This window comes from Streptomyces sp. AP-93, assembly GCF_022808175.1.
Taxonomy (GTDB): Bacteria; Actinomycetota; Actinomycetes; order Streptomycetales; family Streptomycetaceae; genus Streptomyces.
The window spans coordinates 144,385-164,387 of record NZ_JALGBX010000003.1 but is presented as its reverse complement, the minus strand read 5'-3'; the positions used below and the strand labels follow the sequence as shown (position 1 = coordinate 164,387).

The following is a 20,003-nucleotide window of genomic DNA, read 5'->3' as shown; positions in this document are numbered from 1 at the left end:
CTACAGCTCGTGCAGCTCGTGGCCCAGGTCCGCGGCGAGCCGCGTCACCAGGTCGTGCGCCGCGTCCGGGATGACCGTGCCGGGCGGGAACACCGCCGTCGCACCCATTTCGAGGAGCGTGGGCACGTCCGCCGGCGGGATGACCCCACCGACCACGATCATGATGTCCTCGCGGCCCTCCGAGGCGAGGGCCTCGCGCAGTGCCGGTACGAGGGTCAGGTGGCCCGCGGCGAGCGAGGAGACGCCGACCACGTGCACGTCGGCCTCGACGGCCTGGCGGGCCACTTCCTCCGGGGTCTGGAAGAGGGGGCCGACGTCGACGTCGAAGCCGAGGTCGGCGAAGGCGGTCGCGATCACCTTCTGGCCGCGGTCGTGCCCGTCCTGGCCCATCTTGCAGACCAGGATGCGCGGACGGCGGCCCTCCGCCTCCTCGAACCGGTCGACGAGCGCACGGGTGCGCTCCAGGGACGGGGACTCGCCTGCCTCGGTTCGGTACACACCCGAGATCGTACGGATCTGGCTCGCGTGCCGCCCGTAGACCTTTTCGAGGGCGTCGGAGATCTCGCCCACCGTGGCCTTCGCGCGCGCCGCGTCGACCGCCAGGGCGAGGAGGTTGCCGTCCCCGCGCTCGGCCGCGTTCGTCAGCGCCCGCAGGGTGTCCTGGGTGACCGCCTCGTCGCGCTCCTCGCGCAGCCGCCGGAGCTTGGCGATCTGCTGGGAGCGGACGGAGGAGTTGTCGACCTTGAGGACGTCGATCTGCTCGTCCGTCGCCACCCGGTACTTGTTGACGCCGATCACCGGCTGACGGCCCGAGTCGATACGGGCCTGCGTGCGGGCCGCGGCCTCCTCCACGCGGAGCTTGGGGATGCCCGCGTCGATGGCCTGCGCCATGCCGCCGGCCGCCTCGACCTCCTGGATGTGCTGCCAGGCCCGGCGCGCCAGGTCGTACGTCAGCTTCTCGACGTACGCGCTGCCGCCCCACGGGTCGATCGAGCGGCAGGTGCCCGACTCCTGCTGGAGCAGGAGCTGGGTGTTGCGGGCGATGCGCGCGGAGAAGTCGGTGGGGAGGGCGAGGGCCTCGTCCAGCGCGTTCGTGTGCAGCGACTGGGTGTGGCCCTGGGTCGCCGCCATCGCCTCGATGCACGTGCGGGTGACGTTGTTGAAGACGTCCTGCGCCGTGAGGGACCAGCCCGAGGTCTGCGAATGGGTGCGCAAGGACAGGGACTTGGCGTTCTTCGGGTCGAACTGCTTGACCAGCCGCGCCCAGAGGAGGCGCGCCGCACGCAGCTTCGCCACCTCCATGAAGAAGTTCATGCCGATCGCCCAGAAGAAGGACAGGCGCGGCGCGAAGGCGTCCACGTCCAGGCCGACCGCCTGGCCGGCCCGCAGGTACTCCACGCCGTCCGCGAGGGTGTACGCCAGCTCCAGGTCGGCCGTGGCCCCGGCTTCCTGGATGTGGTAGCCGGAGATCGAGATGGAGTTGTAGCGGGGCATCTTCTGCGAGGTGAAGGCGAAGATGTCGGAGATGATCCGCATCGAGGGCTTCGGCGGATAGATGTAGGTGTTGCGGACCATGAACTCTTTGAGGATGTCGTTCTGGATGGTCCCGGCGAGCTTGTCGGGCGAGACGCCCTGCTCCTCCGCCGCCACGATGTAGAGGGCGAGGACCGGCAGCACGGCGCCGTTCATCGTCATCGACACCGTCATCTTGTCCAGCGGGATGCCGTCGAAGAGCTGGCGCATGTCGTAGATCGAGTCGATCGCCACGCCCGCCATGCCGACGTCGCCCGTCACCCGCGGGTGGTCGCTGTCGTAGCCGCGGTGCGTGGGCAGGTCGAAGGCGATCGACAGGCCCTTCTGGCCGGACGCGAGGTTGCGCCGGTAGAAGGCGTTGGACTCCTCGGCCGTGGAGAAGCCCGCGTACTGCCGGATCGTCCAGGGCTGGTTGACGTACATCGTCGGGTACGGGCCGCGCAGGTACGGGGCCACACCCGGGTAGGTCTGGAGGAAGTCCAGTCCCTCCAGGTCGCGGCCCGTGTACAGGGGCTGTACGCCGATCCCCTCGGGGGTCTCCCACAGCAGCTCGGCGGCTCCCGAGCCGGTGGACTCCTTCAGCGCGGTGCGCCACTGGTCCTCGGACCCGGCGGCCGGGGCCGCGCCGTCCAGCGCGAGTTCGGAGAAATCGGGGATGCGGGGGGTGCGGTCGGTGCTCAAGACGCGACTCCCATCCGGTCGAGTACGGAGGACAGCACGGCGATCGCGTCGCAGCCGGCGAAGACGTACTCGTCCACGGCCGCCGCGGCGGTGCCGGGCCTGCCCGCGAGGAACACGGTCGTCGCGCCCGCCGAGCGCAGGGCCGCGGCCACCGCCCCGGCCTGCTCCTCGTACAGCGCGTCACTGGAGCACAGCACGGCCATGCCGTCGGCCCCGCTCGCCGCGTAGGCCGCCGCGGCGGTCTCCGGGGTCACCGACACCGGGTCGTGGACCGGGGTGATGCCGCCCGCCTGGAACAGGTTGGAGGCGAAGGTGGCGCGGGCGGTGTGCGCGGCCGCCGGGCCCAGGGCTGCCAGGAAGACGGTCGGCCGGGCCCCCGTCGTCTCCAGGTGTACGTCGCTGCGGGCGCGCAGGGCCTCGTACGCCTCATCGCGCCGCACGCGTGGCAATCCGCCGGTGAGCGGGGCCGGCGCGGGTTCCCGTACGACCGGCTTCTCGGACAGGTGCGGGAACTCGCTGACTCCGGTGACGGGTTCGCGCCGGGTGGCCAGCTTCTTGGAGCGCGCGGCCCAGGTGGCCGCGAGGCGGTCGGCGACCAGGCCCGAGCGCAGGGCGGCCGCCTGGCCGCCCGCCTTCTCGACGGCCTGGAAGAACTCCCAGGCGGCGTGGGCGAGTTCGTCCGTGAGCTGCTCGACGTAGTACGAGCCGCCCGCCGGGTCGATCACCCGGGCCAGGTGGGATTCCTCCAGCAGGATCGTGGAGGTGTTGCGGGAGATGCGGCGGGCGAACGCGTCGGGCAGGCCGAGCTCCTGGTCGAACGGGAGCACGGTGACGGCGTCGGCGCCGCCCACGCCCGCCGCCATGCAGGCGACGGTGGTGCGCAGCATGTTCACCCACGGGTCGCGGCGGGTCATCATCACCGGCGAGGTGACGGCGTGCTGGCGCTGGGCACCGGCGGCCGGGGCCCCGCAGGCCTCGGCGATCCGCGCCCACAGGCGCCGGGCGGCGCGCAGCTTGGCGATGGTGAGGAACTGGTCGGCGGTGGCGGCGTAGCGGAACTCCAGCTCGCCGAAGGCCGCTTCGGTGCTCAGACCCGCTTCGGTGAGGGCGCGCAGGTACGCGACCCCGGTGGCCAGGGAGAGCCCCAGCTCCTCGGCGGCGCTGCCGCCCGCCTCGTGGTAGGGCAGGGCGTCGACGGTCAGGGCGCGTACGTGGGGCCAGGCGGCCGTGTCCGCGGCGAGCGCGGCGGCCTCCGCCAGGTCCAGGGCCTCGCCCGTCCGGGCCTCGTGGCCCAGCGGGTCGGCGCCCAGGGAGGCGTGCGCGGCCTCGGGGGCCACCGCGCGCTCGGCGTACAGCGCGAGCAGGGCCCGGGCGGCCTCGGTGAACTGGGCTCCGGGGTCGAGGGAGACGGGCGCGAGGTCGAGGTAGACCCCCTCCAGCGCGCGGGCGAGCCCCTCGGCGGGGAGGCCGGCGTCGCCGACGGCCAGCCACAACGAGGTGGTGCCGTTCTCCAGGTCGGCCAGGGCCGCGTCGTTCACCCGTACGGGGTCGGTGCCCGCGATCCGCTGGCGCACGTCCCAGCCCGAGGCGGCGCTGCCCTCGGCGCGGCCGCCCCGTACGAACGGCGGAAACCCTGGGAACCCAGAGAAACCGGTATCCGGCGCGGTTTCGGGCGCGGTGTACAGCGGGCGGGTGGTGAGCCCGTCTTCAAGCTTCGTGGACAACGCGTCTTCCGCTGCCTCGCCGGAAACTTCCTTGCCCGACTTGCGCAGCACGCCCTCTACCAGGCGCTGCCACTGCTCATGCGTCGCGTCAGGGAATTCGGCGGCCAAGGAGAGCCCGTCATCAGGCAGGACCGTCATGGCTCGAATGTTAGGGGGGTACCTGTGAACGACCTATAACCACCGGATGTGATCTCCCCCTCTCATGTGAGTCGGGAGGGGTCACGAAAGAGCGGGGCGAGCAGGACGGTCGCGGAGGCTACCGGGAGTACGGCCGGACCCGCGTGCGGGGCGACGATCCGCCGCCCGTAGCGGTCCGGGTCGCCGGCCGCGTCGCGGATCTCGTCGAGGTAGCCGTCGTCGAGGACGCCGGCCAGTTCGGAGACCACCATGAGCGCCGGATTGGCTGCGGGTGGTGTGGTGTCGTGCCGGCCGTTGCCGGGGGCTCTGTGCCGGGCGCTGGGCCTCACGGGTCGGCGGGGCTGGTGGCGGGCGGGGCTGCGTGGCGGGTGCGTTGCGGGGGCGTGAAATCAGGCCATGGGTTTCGGCCGTTCCGGGAGTGGCGGAAAACGGTGAAAGGGCAGGTCGCGGGGGGTGTGGGCCGGGGGCTGGGGGTGAGGGTGGAGGGTGCTCGTCAGGGTTGACCGGGTGTGGGGGCGCTGGCAGTCTCCTGGACATGTCCGCGACCGAGTTCCTCGCCCCGCGGCTCCACACCCCCGGCCTCTGTACCGCGCCGGGCGAGTGTCTGGGCCGTCGTTGTACGGCCCCGCGCTGTTCCTGAGCGTCGGTGCTCCTGAGTCTCTGAGTCTCTGAGTCTCTGAGCCTCGAAGCCCCTGAGCCCCTGAGGCTCGAAGCTCGAAGCTCGAAGCTCCTGAGTCTTTGAGTCCTTGAGCCTTCGGCCCCCGAGTGGCTGGGCGTTCGTGCCCCGTCGTCCGGGGTGCGCGTAGGGCTCGCGCCGACTCACCCCGGTGGATGGTGGTGGGGCTCCGCGGTTCAGGCCGATCGTCTCCGAGCGCCGCCCGCTCACGCCCGTCGCCGGCCGGGCGGCTGCCCGGCAGACCTCATTGCCGGTCGGCTCCCGCCCATCGAGCCTCGTTGTCCTCCGGCTCTCGCCCGCCGGACATCGCTGCCGGCCGGTTCCGTCCGTCGAACCTCGTTGCCCTCCGGTTCTTACCGGTCGAGCCTCGTTGCCCGCCCGCTCCCACCGCCAACCTCGTTGCCCGCCGGCTCCCGACCGTCGAACCTCGCAGCCCGGCGACCTCTGCCCGTCGAAGCCCGCCGCCCGCCCGCCGGACGTCGGGAAGACCGTCCCGTCCACCGGTCCGCCCCGTCCGCCGGACGGCGGGCGGCGGGCGACCTTTGCCCGTCGAAGCCCGCCGCCCGCCCGCCGGACGTAGGGGACGCCCCGTCCGCCGGTCCGTCCGTCCGTCCGTCGGACGGCGTAGTCCGCCGATTCCGGCCGCCCGCCGGTAGCCGCTCCCGTCCATCCACCCACCCACCCGTCCGTCCGTCTTCCCCGGCCGACCCGGCCGGAGCCCGGCGTCCTCGCCTTCCCTCATTTCTTCCCCTGCGGAAATAAACAAGGAGCCCGTCATGTCCACTGCCACCCGCACCGATCTCACCGTCACCAAGATCGGCGGCCGCATAGGCGCCGAGATCGGCGGGGTCCGGCTCGGCGGCGAGCTCGAAAGCGAGGCCGTCGCCGGGATCCGGGCCGCGCTGCTCGCCCACAAGGTCGTCTTCTTCCGCGGTCAGGACCACCTCGACGAGGACGGGCACGAGGCCTTCGCCGAACTGCTCGGCGCGCCCGTCGCCCACCCCACCGTGCCCTCCGCCGACGGGCGTTACGCGCTCGGCATCGACTCCCACCACGGAGCCCGCGCCAACCAGTGGCACACGGACGTCACCTTCGTCCCCGCCTACCCCGCCTTCTCCATCCTGCGCGCCGTCACCATCCCGCCGTACGGGGGCAACACCCTGTGGGCCAACACGGCCACCGCTTACGCCGGCCTGCCCGAGCCGCTGCGCGTCCTCGCCGACAGCCTGCGCGCCGTGCACTCCAACGAGTACGACTACGCGGCCCTGAAGCCCGAAGCCCTTCCCGAGGCGCTCGCCCAGTACCGCGAGGTGTTCACCTCGACCAAGTTCCTCACCGAGCACCCGGTGGTCCGGGTCCACCCCGAGACCGGCGAACGCACCCTGCTGCTCGGCAACTTCGTCCAGCGGATCAACGGGCTCACCGGCCGCGACTCGCGCCTCCTCCAGGACCTCTTCCAGGCCCACATCGAGCTCCCCGAGAACACCGTCCGCTGGCAGTGGCAGGCCGGTGACGTCGCGATCTGGGACAACCGCGCCACCCAGCACTACGGCGTCGACGACTCCGACGACTACGAGCGCACCCTGCGCCGCGTGACGGTCGACGGCGACGTCCCCGTCGGGCCCGACGGGGTCCCGTCCCGGCTGATCAGCCCGGAGATCGTGCCGGACCCGGCCTTCGGCATCGCCTCCGGAGCCTCCGCCTCCGAAGCCTGAGTCGAACAGAACCCCGAACGGCCCCGAACCGCCCGTCTCCCCCTTTCCGTCAGCCAAGGAGCGCTCCGTGCCCAAGCTGCTCGCCCTCACCGGCAGTCCGTCCCTGCACTCCCGTACCGACGTGGTCGCCGATCACGTGCTGCGCCGCCTGAACCACGCCGGGTTCGAGACCGCGCAGCTCGCCGTACGGGATCTCCCCGCCGCCGATCTGCTCGCCGCACGGCGCGGCGAGCCGGAGATCCGCCGGGCCCTCGAAGCCGTCGCCGAAGCCGACGGGATCGTCATCGCGACCCCTGTCTACAAGGCCTCGTACACCGGTCTTCTCAAGGCCTTCCTCGATCTGCTCCCGCAGGACGGGCTGGCCGGGAAGACCGTCTTCCCGCTGGCCACCGGCGGCAGCCTCGCCCACGTCCTGACCATCGACTACGCCCTGCGTCCGGTCCTCGCCGCGCTCGGCGCCCGGCACGTCACCGCAGGCCGCTTCGTCCTGGACTCCTCCGTCGAGCGCGGGGCCGGCCCGGACCGGCTGCGCCCGGAGGCGGAGCTGGACCTGTACCAGGCCGTCGACGAGTTCGCCGAGGCCCTGCGCGCGGCTCAGGCCGCCGCGCTCGCCACGCTCGCCACCGCGCACTGATCTCCGTACGGAAATCGCCCCACCCGTCCCACCCGGATCGACAAGGAATCGCCATGTCCGCTGCTTTCACCACCACCCGTACCTCCCGACGCCAGTTCCTCACCCTGCTCGGCATCTCGGCGGCCGCGGTGAGCTGCGGAACCGCGACCGCCAGTGGCGGCGCCGGCGGCGGGCAGATCACCTCACTGAAGTACCAGGGAGCGGTCGGCGCGGTCACGCTCCCCGAGCTCGCCGCCGACCTCGGCTACCTCGGGGACGTGACCCTGGACTGGGTCGGCAACACCATCAGCGGCCCGCAGGACATCCAGTCCGCCGCCACCGGCCAGACCCACTTCGGCAGCGCCTTCAACGGCGCGGTCATCAAGCTCGCCTCCACCAAGGCCCCGATCAAGGCCGTCATCTCCTCCTACGGCTCCGACCAGTACTCCTACGGCGGCTACTACGTACTGGAGGACAGCCCGCTCCGCTCCGCCCGCGACCTGATCGGCAAGAAGGTCGGCATGAACACCCTGGGCGCCCACTACCAGGCGCTGCTCGACATCTACCTGAGCCGGGGCGGCCTCTCCAAGGAGGACGCGGCCAAGGTCGAGCCCCTCGTGGTTCCGCCCGTCAACACCGAACAGTCGCTGCGGCAGAAGCAGATCGAGGTCGGGGTCCTGACCGGAGTACTGCGCGACAAGGCCCTCGCGACCGGCGGCATCCGCCCGCTGTTCACGGACGTGCAACTGCTCGGCCCGTTCAGCGCCGGGACTTACATCATGACCGAGCGCTTCATCAAGCAGAACCCCGACACCGTACGGACGTTCGTGACCGGGGTGGCCAAGGCCATCGAGTGGTCCCGCACCACCGCGCGCGAGGAGGTCATCGCCCGGATGACGGAGATCGTCAAGAAGCGCGGCCGCAACGAGGACACCGCGACCCTGCAGTTCTGGCGCTCCTACGGAGTCGCCGAGAAGGGCGGCCGGATCGAGGACAAGGAGTTCCAGCTCTGGCTCGACTGGCTCGGCGACCGGGGCGAGATCAAGAAGGGCCGGCTCAAGGCGGCCGACCTCTACACCAACGAGTTCAACGGACACGGGAAGGGCTGACCGGCTGCCATGGCGAAGATCGTGTTCGACTCCGTGACGAAGACCTTCCCGACGAAGGACAAGAAGAACAGGAGGAGCAAGGAGGAGTTCACCGCCCTCGACGGGATCGACCTGGAGATCGGGTCGGGGGAGTTCGTGGTCGTCGTGGGCCCCAGCGGCTGCGGCAAGTCCACCCTCCTGGACCTGCTCGGCGGCCTGACCCCGCCCACCTCCGGCCGGATCCTGCTCGACGGCAAGCCGGTCACCGGGCCGGGGCTCGACCGGGGCATCGTCTTCCAGCAGTACGCACTGCTGCCCTGGCGCACCGCGCTGGGCAACATCGAATTCGGCCTGGAGGCCACCGGCGTCCCGCGCCGTCAACGCGCGGCGAGAGCCCGGGAGTTCCTGGACCTCGTCGGTCTCACCGGGTTCGAGGACCGGCACCCGCACGAACTGTCCGGCGGCATGCGCCAGCGGGTCGCCATCGCGCGCTCGCTCGCGTACGACCCGGACGTGCTGCTGATGGACGAGCCGTTCGCCGCGCTCGACGCCCAGACCCGCGAGTCCCTTCAGGACGAACTGCGGCGCATCTGGCAGAGCACCGGCAAGACGATCGTCTTCATCACGCACGGCATCGAGGAGGCCGTGTACCTCGGGCAGCGGGTGGCCGTCATCACCTCCCGCCCCGGCCGGGTCAAGCAGGTCGTCCCGGTGTCGTTCGGCGACCGGGCCACCGGGGCCGCCGGTGAAGACCTGCACTCCAGCCCGGAGTTCGCCCGATATCGCCACGAGATCTGGACCCTGCTCCACGACGAGGTGGCCCGCGCCCAGCAACTGGAGAAGGAGGAGGTCGCCGTATGAGCACCATGAGCACCACGGTGGAAGCAGCGGCAGCGGCAGCGGCAGAGGTGGAGGCGGACGCCGAGGCGGACGTGACGGCGACAGCCGTACGGGACCTCGCGCCCCAGGAGGTACGGCCCCCCGCGCGGCCCCCCGTACGGCCACCGGCCACGGCCACGGCCCCGGCCCTGGCGTTGCGCGTCCTGCGGGGGTTCCGGGCGGTGGCGCTGCGCTCGGCGGCGATCCTCGCGCTGCTGGCCCTGTGGGAGGCGGCGCCGCGACTGGGGCTGGTCGACGCGACGTTCCTGCCGCCGGTGAGCGAGGTGGCCAAGGCCTGGTGGGAGCTGCTGGGCAACGGGCAGCTCGCCGAGCACGGCAAGGCCAGCCTGGCCCGCTCCTTCGGCGGATTCGGCATCGCGGTGGCCGTCGCGGTCCCGCTCGGGCTGCTGATCGGCTGGTACCGGCCGGTGGCGGCGCTGCTCGGGCCGCTGCTGGAGGTGTTCCGCAATACGGCGGCGCTCGCGCTGCTGCCGGTGTTCGTCCTGCTGCTGGGCATCGGGGAGACCTCGAAGGTCTCGATCGTCGTGTACGCCTGCGTCTGGCCGATCCTGCTGAACACCATCAGCGCCGTGGGCAACGCCGATCCGACGCTGGTGAAACTGGCCCGCTCGATGGACCTGTCCACGCCGAAGCTGTTCCAGAAGGTGATCCTTCCGGCATCGGTGCCGGTCATCTTCACGGGCATCCGGCTGGCGGGGGCCGTCTCCATCCTGGTTCTGGTCGCGGCCGAGATGATCGGCGCGAAGGCCGGTCTCGGCTACCTGATCAACGCCTCGCAGTTCAACTTCGCGATCCCGCAGATGTACGCGGGCATCGTCACGATCTCCGCGATCGGCCTCACCTTCAACCAGGTCCTCGTCGCGATCGAACGCCGTCTGAGCACGTGGCGGATCCCGTCCTGAGGCCCCGGCCCCGCCTCCCCCCTGATCTCCATGACCGGGTCCCGGACCCGGGTTCCCTACCCGGGTCCCGGACCCGGGTTCCCCACCCGGGTTCCCTACCCGGGTCCCGGACCCGGGTTCCCCACCCGGATTCCCCACCCCGGATTCCCCACCCCGGGTTCCCGACCCCGGGTTCCCGACCCCGGGCCTAACCCTGGACCAGGCCCCGGCTCGGCCTGGCTCCGGGCCTAGCCCAGGCTCTGGCTCAGGTCCGGGCCCGGCCCCCGGCTCCGGGCCCGGCCCCCGGCTCCGGGCCCGGCCCCCGGCTCCGGGCCCGGCCCCCGGCTCCGGGCCCGGCTCTGGGTCCGGGCCTGGCCCCGACCACTGGCATCGACCCAGGAGCCCTGGCCCCAGGGCTCCTGGCCTCCGGCCCCCGAGGCCCCCGCATCCCACCGAGGACACGACATGACCACCACATCCCGGACCCTCCACCTCAACGCCTTCCTCATGAACGCCGGGCACCACGACGCCGCCTGGCGCCACCCCGCCAGCAGCCCCGAGCGGATCACCGATCTGCGCTACTTCCAGGAACTGGCCCGCACCGCCGAGCGCGGACGGCTCGACTCGATCTTCTTCGCCGACGGGGTCGCCCTCTGGGGCAAGGCCCGTTACAACGCCGTCGGCGGCTTCGAGCCGCTCACCCTGCTCTCCGCGATCGCCGCCGTCACCGAGCACATCGGGCTCATCGCCACCGTCTCCACCACCTTCAACGAACCCTTCAACACCGCGAGGAAGTTCGCCTCCCTCGACCACATCAGCGGCGGCCGCGCCGGCTGGAACATCGTCACCTCCGGCAGTGTCGACGAGGCCCGCAACTTCAACCGCGACGAGCACCTGGAGCACAACCTCCGCTACGACCGGGCCCGGGAGTTCCTCGACGTGGCCACCAAGCTCTGGGACAGCTGGGAGGACGACGCGATCGTCCTCGACAAGGAGCGCGGCATCTACGCCGACACCGACAAGCTCCACCCCGCCGCGCACCGCGGCGAGTACTTCGGGGTCGCCGGACCGCTCAACGTGCCCCGCTCCCCGCAAGGCCACCCGCTGCTCGTGCAGGCCGGGTCCTCCGAGGACGGCAAGGAGTTCGCCGCCCGGTACGCCGAGGCCGTCTTCACCGCCCAGCAGACCCTCGCCGACGGGCAGACCTTCTACAAGGACCTCAAGTCCCGCCTCGCCAAGTACGGCCGCTCCGAGGACGACCTGCTCGTGCTGCCCGGCATCGCCCCCGTCATCGGTTCCACCGAGGCCGAGGCCAGGGCCCTGGAGCAGGAACTCACCGAGCTCCAGATCCCCGAGTACGGCCGCGCGCAGCTCTCCAACATGCTGGGCGTGGACCTCAGCGGGCTGCCGCTCGACGGCGGGCTGCCCGAGCTGCCCGAGGAGCGGGACATCAACGGCAACAAGAGCCGCTTCACGCTCGTCGCCGAGCTCGCCCGCCGCGAGGGCCTCACCCTGCGCGAGCTGATCGCCCGCCTGGGCGCGGGCCGCGGCCACCGCGTCTTCGCGGGGACGCCCGAGCAGATCGCCGACCAGCTGGAGGAATGGTTCACCCAGGGGGCCGCCGACGGCTTCAACATCATGGCTCCCGTACTCCCCACCGGGCTGACCGACTTCGTCGACCAGGTAGTGCCGATCCTCCAGCGCCGCGGGCTCTTCCGCACCGAGTACACGGGCCGGACCCTGCGCGAGAACTACGGGCTGGCGCGCCCCGCCAACCGCTACACGTCAGCCGTAGCAGCTCCCGGGTCCGGAGCGTGAGCGAGCACGTCGCCGACGTGCTGGTCGTCGGCGGGGCCCCGTCGACGGCGGCACCGGCCTCTGGTACGTCCCGCCGGAACCGGCGGCCCGCGAAGCCGCGATGGCGAGCCGCGAGGGGCTCGGCGGGTACCTCGCCGACCGGCGGTGGATGTCCCGGGTCCTCGACGAGACGTACGACCTGCTCGCCCGGCAGGAGGACTGCCAGACCTGCTTCCTGTGCGAGGCCAACTGCCCGGTGGACGCGCTGTTCGTGTCCCCGCTGACCCGTCCGGTCCCTGAGGACCCGGCCGTACGGGACGAGGCCGGGCTCGCCGACCGCCGACCGCCGCCCGCGGCGGACCGTCAGACCGTGAGGACGATCTTGCCGCGGGTGCGGCCCGTGGCGTTCAGCTCCCAGGCCTTCGCCGCCTCGGCGAGCGGCAGCGCGTGCTCCACGTTGACCGTGAGCTTGCCCGCATCCGCGAGCTCGGCCAGGAAGGTCAGGCCGGCGGTGTCCGGGCGGACCCACAGCTGGTGCGCGCCCTGGGCGGCCGCGTTGTAATCGGCGATGGACACCACCCGGTGCCGCTCCTTGACCAGGGACTGGAGCGCCGGGATGACGTCGTCGCCGAAGAAGTCCAGGGCGGCGTCCACCCCTTCGGGCGCCAGCTCGCGGACCCGGTCGGCGAAGCCCTCGCCGTACAGGACCGGCTCGGCACCGAGCGAGCGCAGGTAGTCGTGGTTGTGCGCGCCGGCCGTGCCGATGACGCGCAGGCCGAGCGCGACGGCGATCTGCACGCCGAAGGAGCCGGTGCCGCCGGCGGCGGAGTGGATGAGTACGGTCTCGCCCGCCTTCAGGCCCACGCGGGTGAGCGACTGGAGGGCGGTGAGCCCGGCCAGCGGGATGCCGGCGGCCTGCTCGAAGGTCAGCTCGCGCGGCTTGCGGGCGAGGGTGCGGACGGGGGCGGACACCAGCTCGGCGTAAGTGCCCAGCTCCACCCACTCCTTGCGGACGTAGCCGTAGACCTCGTCGCCGACGGCGTAGTCGAAGGTGTCCTCGCCGACCGCCTCGACCACGCCGGCGACGTCCCAGCCGGGTATGACCGGGTAGCGGACTTCGAGGATCGAGTCGAGGTACCCGGAGGCGAGCTTCCAGTCCACCGGGTTCACGCCGGCCGCCTTGACGCGGACGAGGACCTCGCCCGGAGCGACCTTGGGCTCCGGAACCTCGGTGAGGGTGAGGATGTCAGGCGTTCCGTATGCGGTGTATGTGATTGCCTTCATGATCACCCCCAACGGGGGGCCCGGCGTCCGTATTCCGAGCCCGAGGGGCCTTTTTCCGGAATCACCCGTTCCGTGGAGGGCCGTTCAGGCGGGCAGCGTATTGCGGTGCGAGCTGCGCCGGGCCGCGCTGAACAAGGCCTGGATCTGCGCCCCGGACTGCTCCACGTCGTCGAGCGGGGAGGGGAAGGGGATCCGTACGTCGCGGTGGCCGCGGCGTTCCTCCAGGCGCAGGGTGATCCCGTACCGGTCCATGGCGAGGGGCAGCGCGCGCAGGACGGCGGAGTCGGCCCCCGGGTCCGCCGGCGGCTGCGGCCGGACCAGGCGCAGGAGGAGGGTGACGAGTTCGGCGTGGTCGTCGAGGAGGTGGGTGAGCATCCCCGCCTCGTAAGGGGCGAGCGGGTCGGGGCGGGCCGCGTCCAGCTCGTCGAGGCCGACGTGCGAGCGGGCGCCGTCGGCGGTTTCCAGGACGGCCCGGCCGAACTCCATGCAGGTGGAGTCGGAGCCCTCGGCGCCCCCGTCGGTGTAAGGGGTGAGCAGGCGCCCGACGAGGGTGACCCGGGCGCGCACGCGGTCCCGTACGGGAGTGGGGGCGATGTCCGTGAACTCCAGCCGGATCGCGGGGCGGTGCTCGGCGCCGCCGCCCGGCTCGGCGGGGTGCAGGTGGAGCCGGCCGAGGGGATCGGTGCCGTCGAGGTGGCGGATCTCCGTGCGCTGCCCGTCGGTGACGACGGTCATGGAGTGGGCGGCGGTCAGGACGGACCGGACCCGCTCGGCGTCGGTGGGCAGCAGCAGGGGCAGGTGCATGTGGATCTCCGTCGTCCCGAGTGGCGAGATGAGCACGTACTTAGGCATGCCTAACCTAACCTACTCGGCGGGTGTGCGGTAGGCGGGGCGACCGGCCGGGGCGGTCGACGGGGGTGGTCGACGGGGTGTCTCAGCCGCCTCGTGTCGGTGTTGGGCTGAACGGGTGAAACGCGAGAGGATGGGGGGATGCACATGAAGCGCAAGGCCGAGGCGGCCTGGTGAGCAGGTACGACGTCACCGACGAACAGTGGGAGGGGCTCGCGCAGGTGGTCCCCCTGCGGAGTCGCAACGAGTGGCCCTCCCGGGTGGATCACCGCACGATCCCCACGGTTCCGGGGGCGTCCGCGGCGGAGCAGCGGCGCTTCGTGGTGATCCGGGTCCAGGTCTTCGCGGACGCGCGGGAGGTGGCGGAGTACCTGATCGCGCAGATCCCGGTGCTGCTGGACCTCACGGGCGCGGACGGCGAAGTGGCCAAGCGCATCCTGGACTTCAGCAGTGGCGTGGTCTTCGGGCTGGGCAGCGGGATGCACCGGGTCGACCGGAACGTCTTCCTGCTGGCGCCGGTAGGGACCGAGGTGGAGGGGATCGCGGCCGCGGTCGTCCCCCGATCGTAGGAAGGTCCCGCGGGCGGAACGGTTCGCCGGACCCACGGGTGGTCCGGCGGGCCGTACCGTCCCGCGCATGACCTCGCGCCCCGCCGCTCCGGCGGCAGCCCCCACGGCCCCCGCCGTACCGACCGTGCCCACCGCCTCCGCGGCCCCTGCCGCCCCTGCCGCCCCTGCGGCTTCCGCTGTGCCCGCCGCTGCCTCCGCCGAGCCCGTCGCCGTGTTGGCCGGCTCTGCGGCTACCGCCGTGCCCGCCGCCCCTGCCACCCCTGCGGCTTCCGCTGTGCCCGCCGCCGTGCTGACCGTGCCTGCCGCCTCCGCTGCTTCCGCCGAGCCCGTCGCCGTGTTGGCCGCTTGCGCGGCTACCGCTGTGCCCGTCGCCCCTGCCGCCCCTGCGGCTTCCGCTGTGCCCGCTGCCGTACTGACCGTGCCCGCTGCCTCCGCTGCTTCCGCCGAGCCCGTCGTCGTGTTGGCCGCTTCGGCGGCTACCGCCGTGCTCGCCGCCCCCGGCGCCCCTGCGGCTTCCGCCGTGTTCGCCGGTTCGGGGTTAGCCGTGGGCCGGGTCCTGGCTCCTCCCGCGGCTCCGACGCCTGCGTCGGCCCCAATTCCGGCCCTGGCACTGGCCCTGACCCCGGCTCAGGTTCCGTCCCAGGCCTTGGACCCGGCTCAGGTTCCGGTCCAGGCCCCGGCCCCGGTTCCGGCTTCGGCCTTGGCCCCTGTTCCGGCCCCTGTTCCGGCCTCGGCCTCGCCTCAGGTTCCGGCCCAGGCCCAGGCCCAGCCCCAGGCCCCGCCCCAGGCCCCGGCCCCGGTTCCGGCTTCGGCCTTGGCCCCTGTTCCGGCCCCTGTTCCGGCCTCGGCCTCGCCTCAGGTTCCGGCCCAGACCCAGGCCCAGACCCAGGCCGAGGCCCCGCCTCAGGTTCCGGCCCAGGCCCAGGCCCCGGCCCCGGCTTCGCCCGCCGCAGGCGCCACGCATCTGCGGCCGGCCGTCACCGAGTTGCGGCTCTCCGCCTACGGGGCGCACCGCGGGGCACGGTTCGCCCTCGGGCCCGTCACCCTCTTCGCCGGGCCGAGCGGCAGCGGCAAGTCCCAGGCGCTGGAGGCCTACGGAGCGCTGGCCGCCCTGGGCTCCGGGGCCACCCTGGACGAGGTGTTCCCCGACCCGCGGGCCCGGATCCCCGACCGGGCGGCGCCCGACGCAGAGCGGCGCCGGGGGTTCCGGATCGGCTGTACGGTCGACGGCCCCGCCGGGCCGGTCCGGCTCGACCTCGCGGTCCAGGCGGAGCCCGCGCTGCGGATCGTCGGGGAACGGCTCTCGGTGGGCGGACAGGTCCTCCTCGCCACCGCACTGCGCGACCCCGGGCGACGGTCCGTCCAGGCGGCCTGGCTGACCGGCGGAGCCACTGGGGTGACCCGGGCCCCGCTGCCCGACGACCGGCTCGGGACCGCGCTGCTCCCGCTGCGCGTTGCCGGGGCCACCGAGGGGCAGCGGCAGGTGCTGTCCGCCGCCGAGCAAGTGGTGGTCGCGCTGCGCTCGGTGTTCCCCTGCGACCCCCGCCCGGAGCGGATGCGGGAGCCGGCCCTGCCGGGGGAGGGGCGGCTGCTGGGCGACTGCGCCAACCTGGCCGACGTGCTGCGCCGGACCCGCCTGGAGTGCGGCACCCGGTACGGGCTGCTGACCGGGGCCGCCCGTACCGGCTGCGCGGGGTGGGTGGCCGGGCTGGACGTACGGGCTCCCGAGGGCGGCCCGGTCACCGGCCTGCTGGACCGCGGCCCGGACAGGCCCGCCACCGAGCTGGCCCGGCTGGGCGCGGGCGAGCTGCGCTTCCTCGCCCTCGCGCTGGTGCTGCTGACCGGGCCGGGGGTCCTGGACGTGGATCCGGCGGCCGAACTGCCCTCCGCGCGGCAGGCGCTGACGGTGCTCGCGGACGGCTTCGACCGGGACCTGGACGGCCGGCAGACCGCCGAACTGCTGCGGCTGGCCGTACTGGCGTGCGGGCGCGGGCAGGTCAGGCTGGCGGCCTCGGCGGGTGAGGCCTGCGCGACGGCCGCCCGGGGGATCGCGGGAGTCTCGGTGGTAGACCTGGGTGCATGAGCGAAGAGCATGGAGTGACCGAGGGTGAGAAGGGTGAGAAGGGAGAGGAGGGGGCCGGCGAGCGGATCGACCGGCTCCAGCGGCGGCTCGCCGAGTTCGCGGCGGCGCGCGGGTGGGACCCCTTCCACACGCCCAAGAACCTGGCGGTGGCGCTGAGCGTCGAGGCGGCCGAACTGGTCGAGATCTTCCAGTGGCTGACGCCGGAACAGTCCGCCAAGGTCATGGAGAAGCCCGACACCGCACACAGGGTGGCCGATGAGGTGGCGGACGTACTCGCCTACCTGCTGCAGTTCTGTGAGGTCCTCGGGGTCGATGTGCTGGATGCGCTCGCCGCGAAGATCGAGCGGAACGAGCTGCGGTTCCCCGTACCGGGCGCTCCGGGGGCAGATCGTCACTCTTCGGAGTGATGGCGATATCCACAACCATCTTCGGTGTCCACAATTTCCGAATACCCCTGGCTTTACCGGCCCGTTGCCCTCACTCTGGGTAGTGGAGAGAACGGCAAGATGTCGTGCGGACGGGGGACGGCATATGGACGCGGTACGGCTCATCGCAGCCGGCCGGCACGCGCTGGCGCAGAGCGGGGCTGCATGGGACATCGTGGGCGAGGCCTGGCAGGCGCAGGCCCTCGCGCAGGGGATAGGGAGCTGGCTGGCGGTCACCGGGCCGCCGGAGCTGAGATCGGAGGCACGGGGGCTGGGTGAAGCGGGGGGCAGGGGCTGCGGGGTGCTCGACCGGGCGGCTCTGCGCGGAGAGGGCTATGCGCCCGATCTCCCGCCCCGGGCGGCGCAGTTGACCGAGGTGACGGACGCCCGGCAGGCGTTGCTCGGGCTCCAGGCGCTGCTCGGCGAAGTGGGCATAGCGCTGGTCGGGGTGGCCTGCGGGACGGACGACGAGGGTCTCTACTGGCAGTGCATAGAGTCGATAGACGCGGCCGACGAGTCGAGCGACCGGGTCCGGGCGATCCTGCGGCGGATGGCGGTGCGCGAGCGGGGATCCGCCTCTGGCGTGGCCTGATCCGAGGTGCTTCGGTATCCGGCGTGCTTCGGTACCCGGGGGTGCTTCGGTATCCCGGGTGTTTCGGTGGGGTCCCGCCGCGCGCGACGGGACCCGGGCGGTCAGTAGGGCCGGTAGGACGGGCGGTCTTCGCTCTCCGGGGTGCGGCCGCCCTGGGGCAGCGCAGTGCCGGGGCTGCGGTCGGTGGAGGACTGGAGGTCGGCGTCGAGCTGCGAGAGGTCGGCGTTCAGCGCTGCCATCAGCTCTTCCATCTGCTGCAGCAGGCCCTTCGGTGCGCCGCCCTGGGCGGGTACCGCGGACTCCTGGCGTGCGTGGTCGTGCGCTGCCTGCCCGGTCTGACAGTCCTGACGGGATTGCCGGTGGGTCTCCGGCGCGGACTCCTGGGACATGGCGGCCTCCTCGGCCCTGGCCCTTCCGGGAGGTGGAAGGGGGCGGTGGACGCACCGGCGAAGGCCGCCGGCGCGCGGGCCGGGCGGTCCGGCTCCGTCCGAGCCAACGATCCCCATCCGGGCTGGTCACTGGCGCGGGCGGCGGGGAGCGCCCGGTTGACTCAGATTCACCCGGCCGGGGCCGAAAGGGCAGGATGGAGACATGGATCTCCGTATCTTCACCGAGCCCCAGCAGGGCGCGAGCTACGACACCCTCCTGAGCGTCGCCAAGGCCACCGAGGACCTGGGCTTCGATGCCTTCTTCCGCTCGGACCACTACCTGCGCATGGGTGCGGCCGACGGTCTGCCCGGTCCCACCGACGCCTGGATCACCCTGGCGGGCCTGGCCCGCGAGACCAAGCGGATCCGGCTGGGCACGCTGATGACGGCCGGGACCTTCCGGCTCCCCGGCGTGCTCGCCATCCAGGTCGCGCAGGTCGACCAGATGTCGGGCGGCCGCATCGAACTCGGGCTGGGCGCAGGCTGGTTCGAGGAGGAGCACAAGGCGTACGGCATTCCCTTCCCGGCCGAGCGCCTCGCGAGGCTGGAGGAGCAGCTGGCGATCGTCACCGGCCTGTGGGCCACCGAGCCCGGCGCCACCTTCGACTACGCGGGCGTCCACTACCAGGTGGAGAACTCCCCGGCGCTGCCCAAGCCGGCCCAGGACAAGATCCCGGTCCTGATCGGCGGCCACGGCGCGAAGCGCACCCCGCGCCTGGCCGCCCGGTACGCGGACGAGTTCAACATGCCCTTCGCCTCGATCGCGGACAGCGAGCGGCAGTTCGGCCGGGTCCGCGCGGCCGTCGAGCAGGCCGGCCGCAAGCCCGGCGACCTCGTCTATTCCAATGCCCTCGTCGTGTGCGTGGGCAAGGACGACGCCGAGGTGGCCCGGCGGGCCGCCGCCATCGGCCGGGACGTCGCCGAGCTCAAGGCCAACGGCCTGGCAGGCTCCCCGGCCGAGGTCGTCGACCGGATCGGAGCCTACGAGGCGGTCGGCTCCTCCCGTCTGTACCTCCAGCTGCTCGACCTCGGCGATCTGGACCACCTGGAGCTGATCTCCTCGCGGGTCCAGTCCCAGCTCGGCTGACGGGAGCGGCGACCGTGCCCCGCGCGTCCCGCCCGCTCGCCGAGGTCCTGGCCGGCCCCGGCGGGCGGACCGTGCTCCTGGACGGCGGGCTGAGCAACCAGCTCGCCGACCAGGGCTGCGACCTGTCCGGCGGCCTCTGGACGGGCCGGGTCCTCGCGGAGCGGCCGGAGCAGGTGACGGCCGCCCACACCGCCTACGCGCGAGCCGGCGCCGAGGTGCTGATCACCGCGAGCTACCAGGTGGGGTACGCCGCCTTCGCCCGGCGCGGCTACGGCCCGGAGCGCACGACCGCCCTGCTGCGGCGCAGCGTGCGGCTGGCCGACGGGGCGGCCCGGGCGGCGGAGCGCGGGGTGTGGGTCGCCGCGTCCGTGGGTCCGTACGGGGCGGTGCTGGCGGACGGCTCCGAGTACCGGGGCCGGTACGGCCTGAGCGTGCGCGAGCTGGCCGCCTTCCACCGGCCCCGGATCGCGGCGCTGCTGGCCGAGGGCCCCGACGTCCTGGCCCTGGAGACCGTCCCGGACGCCATCGAGGCCGAAGCCCTGCTCACCGTCCTCGCGGAGACCGGCGCCCGGGCGTGGCTGAGCTACACGGTGGAGGGCGGCCGCACCCGGGCCGGGCAGCCGCTGCCCGAGGCCTTCGCCCTCGCCGCCGGGTCCCCGCAGATCATCGCCGTCGGCGTGAACTGCTGCGACCCGGCGGAGGTCCTGCCCGCCCTGGAAGCGGCCGCCGGCGTCACCGCCAAGCCGCTGCTGGCGTACCCCAACGACGGCTCGGTCTGGGACGCCGCGACCCAGACCTGGCAGGCCCCGGCCACCCCCGCCCCCTGGCCCACGGCCGCCTGGCGCCGCACCGGAGCCCGCCTCATCGGCGGGTGCTGCCGCATCGGCCCCGGCCGCATCGCGCGACTGGCGGCCGAGCGTCACGGTGGGAACGCGTGACG

Annotated in this window: 18 protein-coding genes; 12 read left to right on the top strand and 6 right to left on the bottom strand. The window is 72.9% G+C overall.

Translation table 11 applies throughout. The features are described from left to right. From scpA to MTF69_RS06680, 3 genes are all read right to left on the bottom strand, one after another. Positions 1–2,190 (bottom strand): methylmalonyl-CoA mutase, encoded by a 2,190-nt coding sequence (gene scpA, locus MTF69_RS06690; protein ID WP_374322398.1) that lies wholly within the window; start codon positions 2,188–2,190, stop codon positions 1–3. A gap of 20 nt (positions 2,191–2,210) precedes the next feature. Beyond that, positions 2,211–4,076, bottom strand: a complete 1,866-nt coding sequence (locus tag MTF69_RS06685; RefSeq protein ID WP_243331567.1) for a methylmalonyl-CoA mutase family protein — start codon at positions 4,074–4,076, stop codon at positions 2,211–2,213. Positions 4,077–4,138: 62 nt separating this feature from the next. Next, positions 4,139–4,405, bottom strand: coding sequence for a hypothetical protein (locus tag MTF69_RS06680; RefSeq protein WP_243331940.1), 267 nt, complete (start codon positions 4,403–4,405; stop codon positions 4,139–4,141). A 1,123-nt stretch (positions 4,406–5,528) separates the two neighbouring features. On the opposite strand from MTF69_RS06680, the gene MTF69_RS06670 reads away from it, so the two are divergent. The 6 genes from MTF69_RS06670 to MTF69_RS06645 all read left to right on the top strand — a co-directional run bounded on the left by MTF69_RS06670 (position 5,529) and on the right by MTF69_RS06645 (position 11,767). Further along, entirely contained in the window at positions 5,529–6,467 is a 939-nt protein-coding gene (locus tag MTF69_RS06670) for a TauD/TfdA family dioxygenase (protein ID WP_243331565.1), read from the top strand. 67 nt (positions 6,468–6,534) lie between these two features. Further along, complete coding sequence (ssuE, locus tag MTF69_RS06665) at positions 6,535–7,101, top strand: NADPH-dependent FMN reductase (RefSeq protein ID WP_243331563.1); 567 nt, start codon at positions 6,535–6,537, stop codon at positions 7,099–7,101. 53 nt (positions 7,102–7,154) lie between these two features. Then, entirely contained in the window at positions 7,155–8,189 is a 1,035-nt protein-coding gene (locus MTF69_RS06660) for an ABC transporter substrate-binding protein (protein WP_243331562.1), read from the top strand. A gap of 9 nt (positions 8,190–8,198) precedes the next feature. After that, positions 8,199–9,029: an ABC transporter ATP-binding protein gene (locus tag MTF69_RS06655; RefSeq protein WP_243331560.1), complete on the top strand. Its 831-nt coding sequence runs from the start codon at positions 8,199–8,201 to the stop codon at positions 9,027–9,029. 5 nt (positions 9,030–9,034) lie between these two features. After that, entirely contained in the window at positions 9,035–9,970 is a 936-nt protein-coding gene (locus MTF69_RS06650) for an ABC transporter permease (RefSeq protein ID WP_374322396.1), read from the top strand. Between the two features lie 444 nt (positions 9,971–10,414). Continuing rightward, entirely contained in the window at positions 10,415–11,767 is a 1,353-nt protein-coding gene (locus MTF69_RS06645) for an LLM class flavin-dependent oxidoreductase (RefSeq protein ID WP_243331557.1), read from the top strand. Positions 11,768–12,109: 342 nt separating this feature from the next. Here the strand turns inward: MTF69_RS06645 and MTF69_RS06640 are convergent, their stop codons facing one another. Further along, positions 12,110–13,030, bottom strand: a complete 921-nt coding sequence (locus MTF69_RS06640) for an NADP-dependent oxidoreductase (RefSeq protein WP_243331555.1) — start codon at positions 13,028–13,030, stop codon at positions 12,110–12,112. A gap of 84 nt (positions 13,031–13,114) precedes the next feature. After that, a complete protein-coding gene (locus tag MTF69_RS06635) occupies positions 13,115–13,834 on the bottom strand; it encodes a DUF2470 domain-containing protein (protein WP_243331905.1) in 720 nt (239 codons plus the stop codon). 218 nt (positions 13,835–14,052) lie between these two features. Here MTF69_RS06635 and MTF69_RS06630 point away from each other — a divergent pair, with 218 nt between their 5' ends. The 4 genes from MTF69_RS06630 to MTF69_RS06615 all read left to right on the top strand — a co-directional run bounded on the left by MTF69_RS06630 (position 14,053) and on the right by MTF69_RS06615 (position 17,548). Further along, on the top strand, positions 14,053–14,448 hold the full coding sequence (locus tag MTF69_RS06630) for a cell division protein SepF (protein WP_215026310.1): 396 nt from the start codon (positions 14,053–14,055) through the stop codon (positions 14,446–14,448). A gap of 814 nt (positions 14,449–15,262) precedes the next feature. Next, positions 15,263–16,531 carry an AAA family ATPase gene (locus MTF69_RS06625; RefSeq protein ID WP_374322287.1) on the top strand — a complete coding sequence of 423 codons (1,269 nt, stop codon included), beginning with the start codon at positions 15,263–15,265 and terminating at the stop codon, positions 16,529–16,531. 65 nt (positions 16,532–16,596) lie between these two features. Then, on the top strand, positions 16,597–16,938 hold the full coding sequence (locus MTF69_RS06620; RefSeq protein WP_374322392.1) for a nucleotide pyrophosphohydrolase: 342 nt from the start codon (positions 16,597–16,599) through the stop codon (positions 16,936–16,938). Between the two features lie 124 nt (positions 16,939–17,062). Further along, on the top strand, positions 17,063–17,548 hold the full coding sequence (locus MTF69_RS06615) for a DUF6099 family protein (protein ID WP_243331552.1): 486 nt from the start codon (positions 17,063–17,065) through the stop codon (positions 17,546–17,548). Between the two features lie 101 nt (positions 17,549–17,649). On the opposite strand, the gene MTF69_RS06610 is transcribed toward MTF69_RS06615, so the two are convergent. Beyond that, positions 17,650–17,937, bottom strand: coding sequence for a hypothetical protein (locus MTF69_RS06610; protein WP_243331939.1), 288 nt, complete (start codon positions 17,935–17,937; stop codon positions 17,650–17,652). Positions 17,938–18,139: 202 nt separating this feature from the next. Here MTF69_RS06610 and MTF69_RS06605 point away from each other — a divergent pair, with 202 nt between their 5' ends. Both MTF69_RS06605 and mmuM read left to right on the top strand, forming a co-directional pair. Next, positions 18,140–19,063: an LLM class F420-dependent oxidoreductase gene (locus tag MTF69_RS06605; RefSeq protein ID WP_243331551.1), complete on the top strand. Its 924-nt coding sequence runs from the start codon at positions 18,140–18,142 to the stop codon at positions 19,061–19,063. A 14-nt stretch (positions 19,064–19,077) separates the two neighbouring features. Further along, positions 19,078–20,001, top strand: coding sequence for a homocysteine S-methyltransferase (gene mmuM, locus MTF69_RS06600; RefSeq protein ID WP_243331549.1), 924 nt, complete (start codon positions 19,078–19,080; stop codon positions 19,999–20,001). The last annotated feature ends 2 nt before the right edge of the window (positions 20,002–20,003 follow it).

Bases quoted from the DNA above. Each gene is read 5' to 3' on its own strand.
- MTF69_RS06685 (WP_243331567.1), bottom strand. From the start codon at position 4,076: ATGACGGTCCTGCCTGATGACGGGCTCTCCTTGGCCGCCGAATTCCCT.
- MTF69_RS06670 (WP_243331565.1), top strand. From the start codon at position 5,529: ATGTCCACTGCCACCCGCACCGATCTCACCGTCACCAAGATCGGCGGC.
- MTF69_RS06660 (WP_243331562.1), top strand. From the start codon at position 7,155: ATGTCCGCTGCTTTCACCACCACCCGTACCTCCCGACGCCAGTTCCTC.
- MTF69_RS06655 (WP_243331560.1), top strand. From the start codon at position 8,199: ATGGCGAAGATCGTGTTCGACTCCGTGACGAAGACCTTCCCGACGAAG.
- MTF69_RS06650 (WP_374322396.1), top strand. From the start codon at position 9,035: ATGAGCACCACGGTGGAAGCAGCGGCAGCGGCAGCGGCAGAGGTGGAG.
- MTF69_RS06645 (WP_243331557.1), top strand. From the start codon at position 10,415: ATGACCACCACATCCCGGACCCTCCACCTCAACGCCTTCCTCATGAAC.
- MTF69_RS06640 (WP_243331555.1), bottom strand. From the start codon at position 13,030: ATGAAGGCAATCACATACACCGCATACGGAACGCCTGACATCCTCACC.
- MTF69_RS06635 (WP_243331905.1), bottom strand. From the start codon at position 13,834: ATGCACCTGCCCCTGCTGCTGCCCACCGACGCCGAGCGGGTCCGGTCC.
- MTF69_RS06615 (WP_243331552.1), top strand. From the start codon at position 17,063: ATGGACGCGGTACGGCTCATCGCAGCCGGCCGGCACGCGCTGGCGCAG.
- MTF69_RS06610 (WP_243331939.1), bottom strand. From the start codon at position 17,937: ATGTCCCAGGAGTCCGCGCCGGAGACCCACCGGCAATCCCGTCAGGAC.
- MTF69_RS06605 (WP_243331551.1), top strand. From the start codon at position 18,140: ATGGATCTCCGTATCTTCACCGAGCCCCAGCAGGGCGCGAGCTACGAC.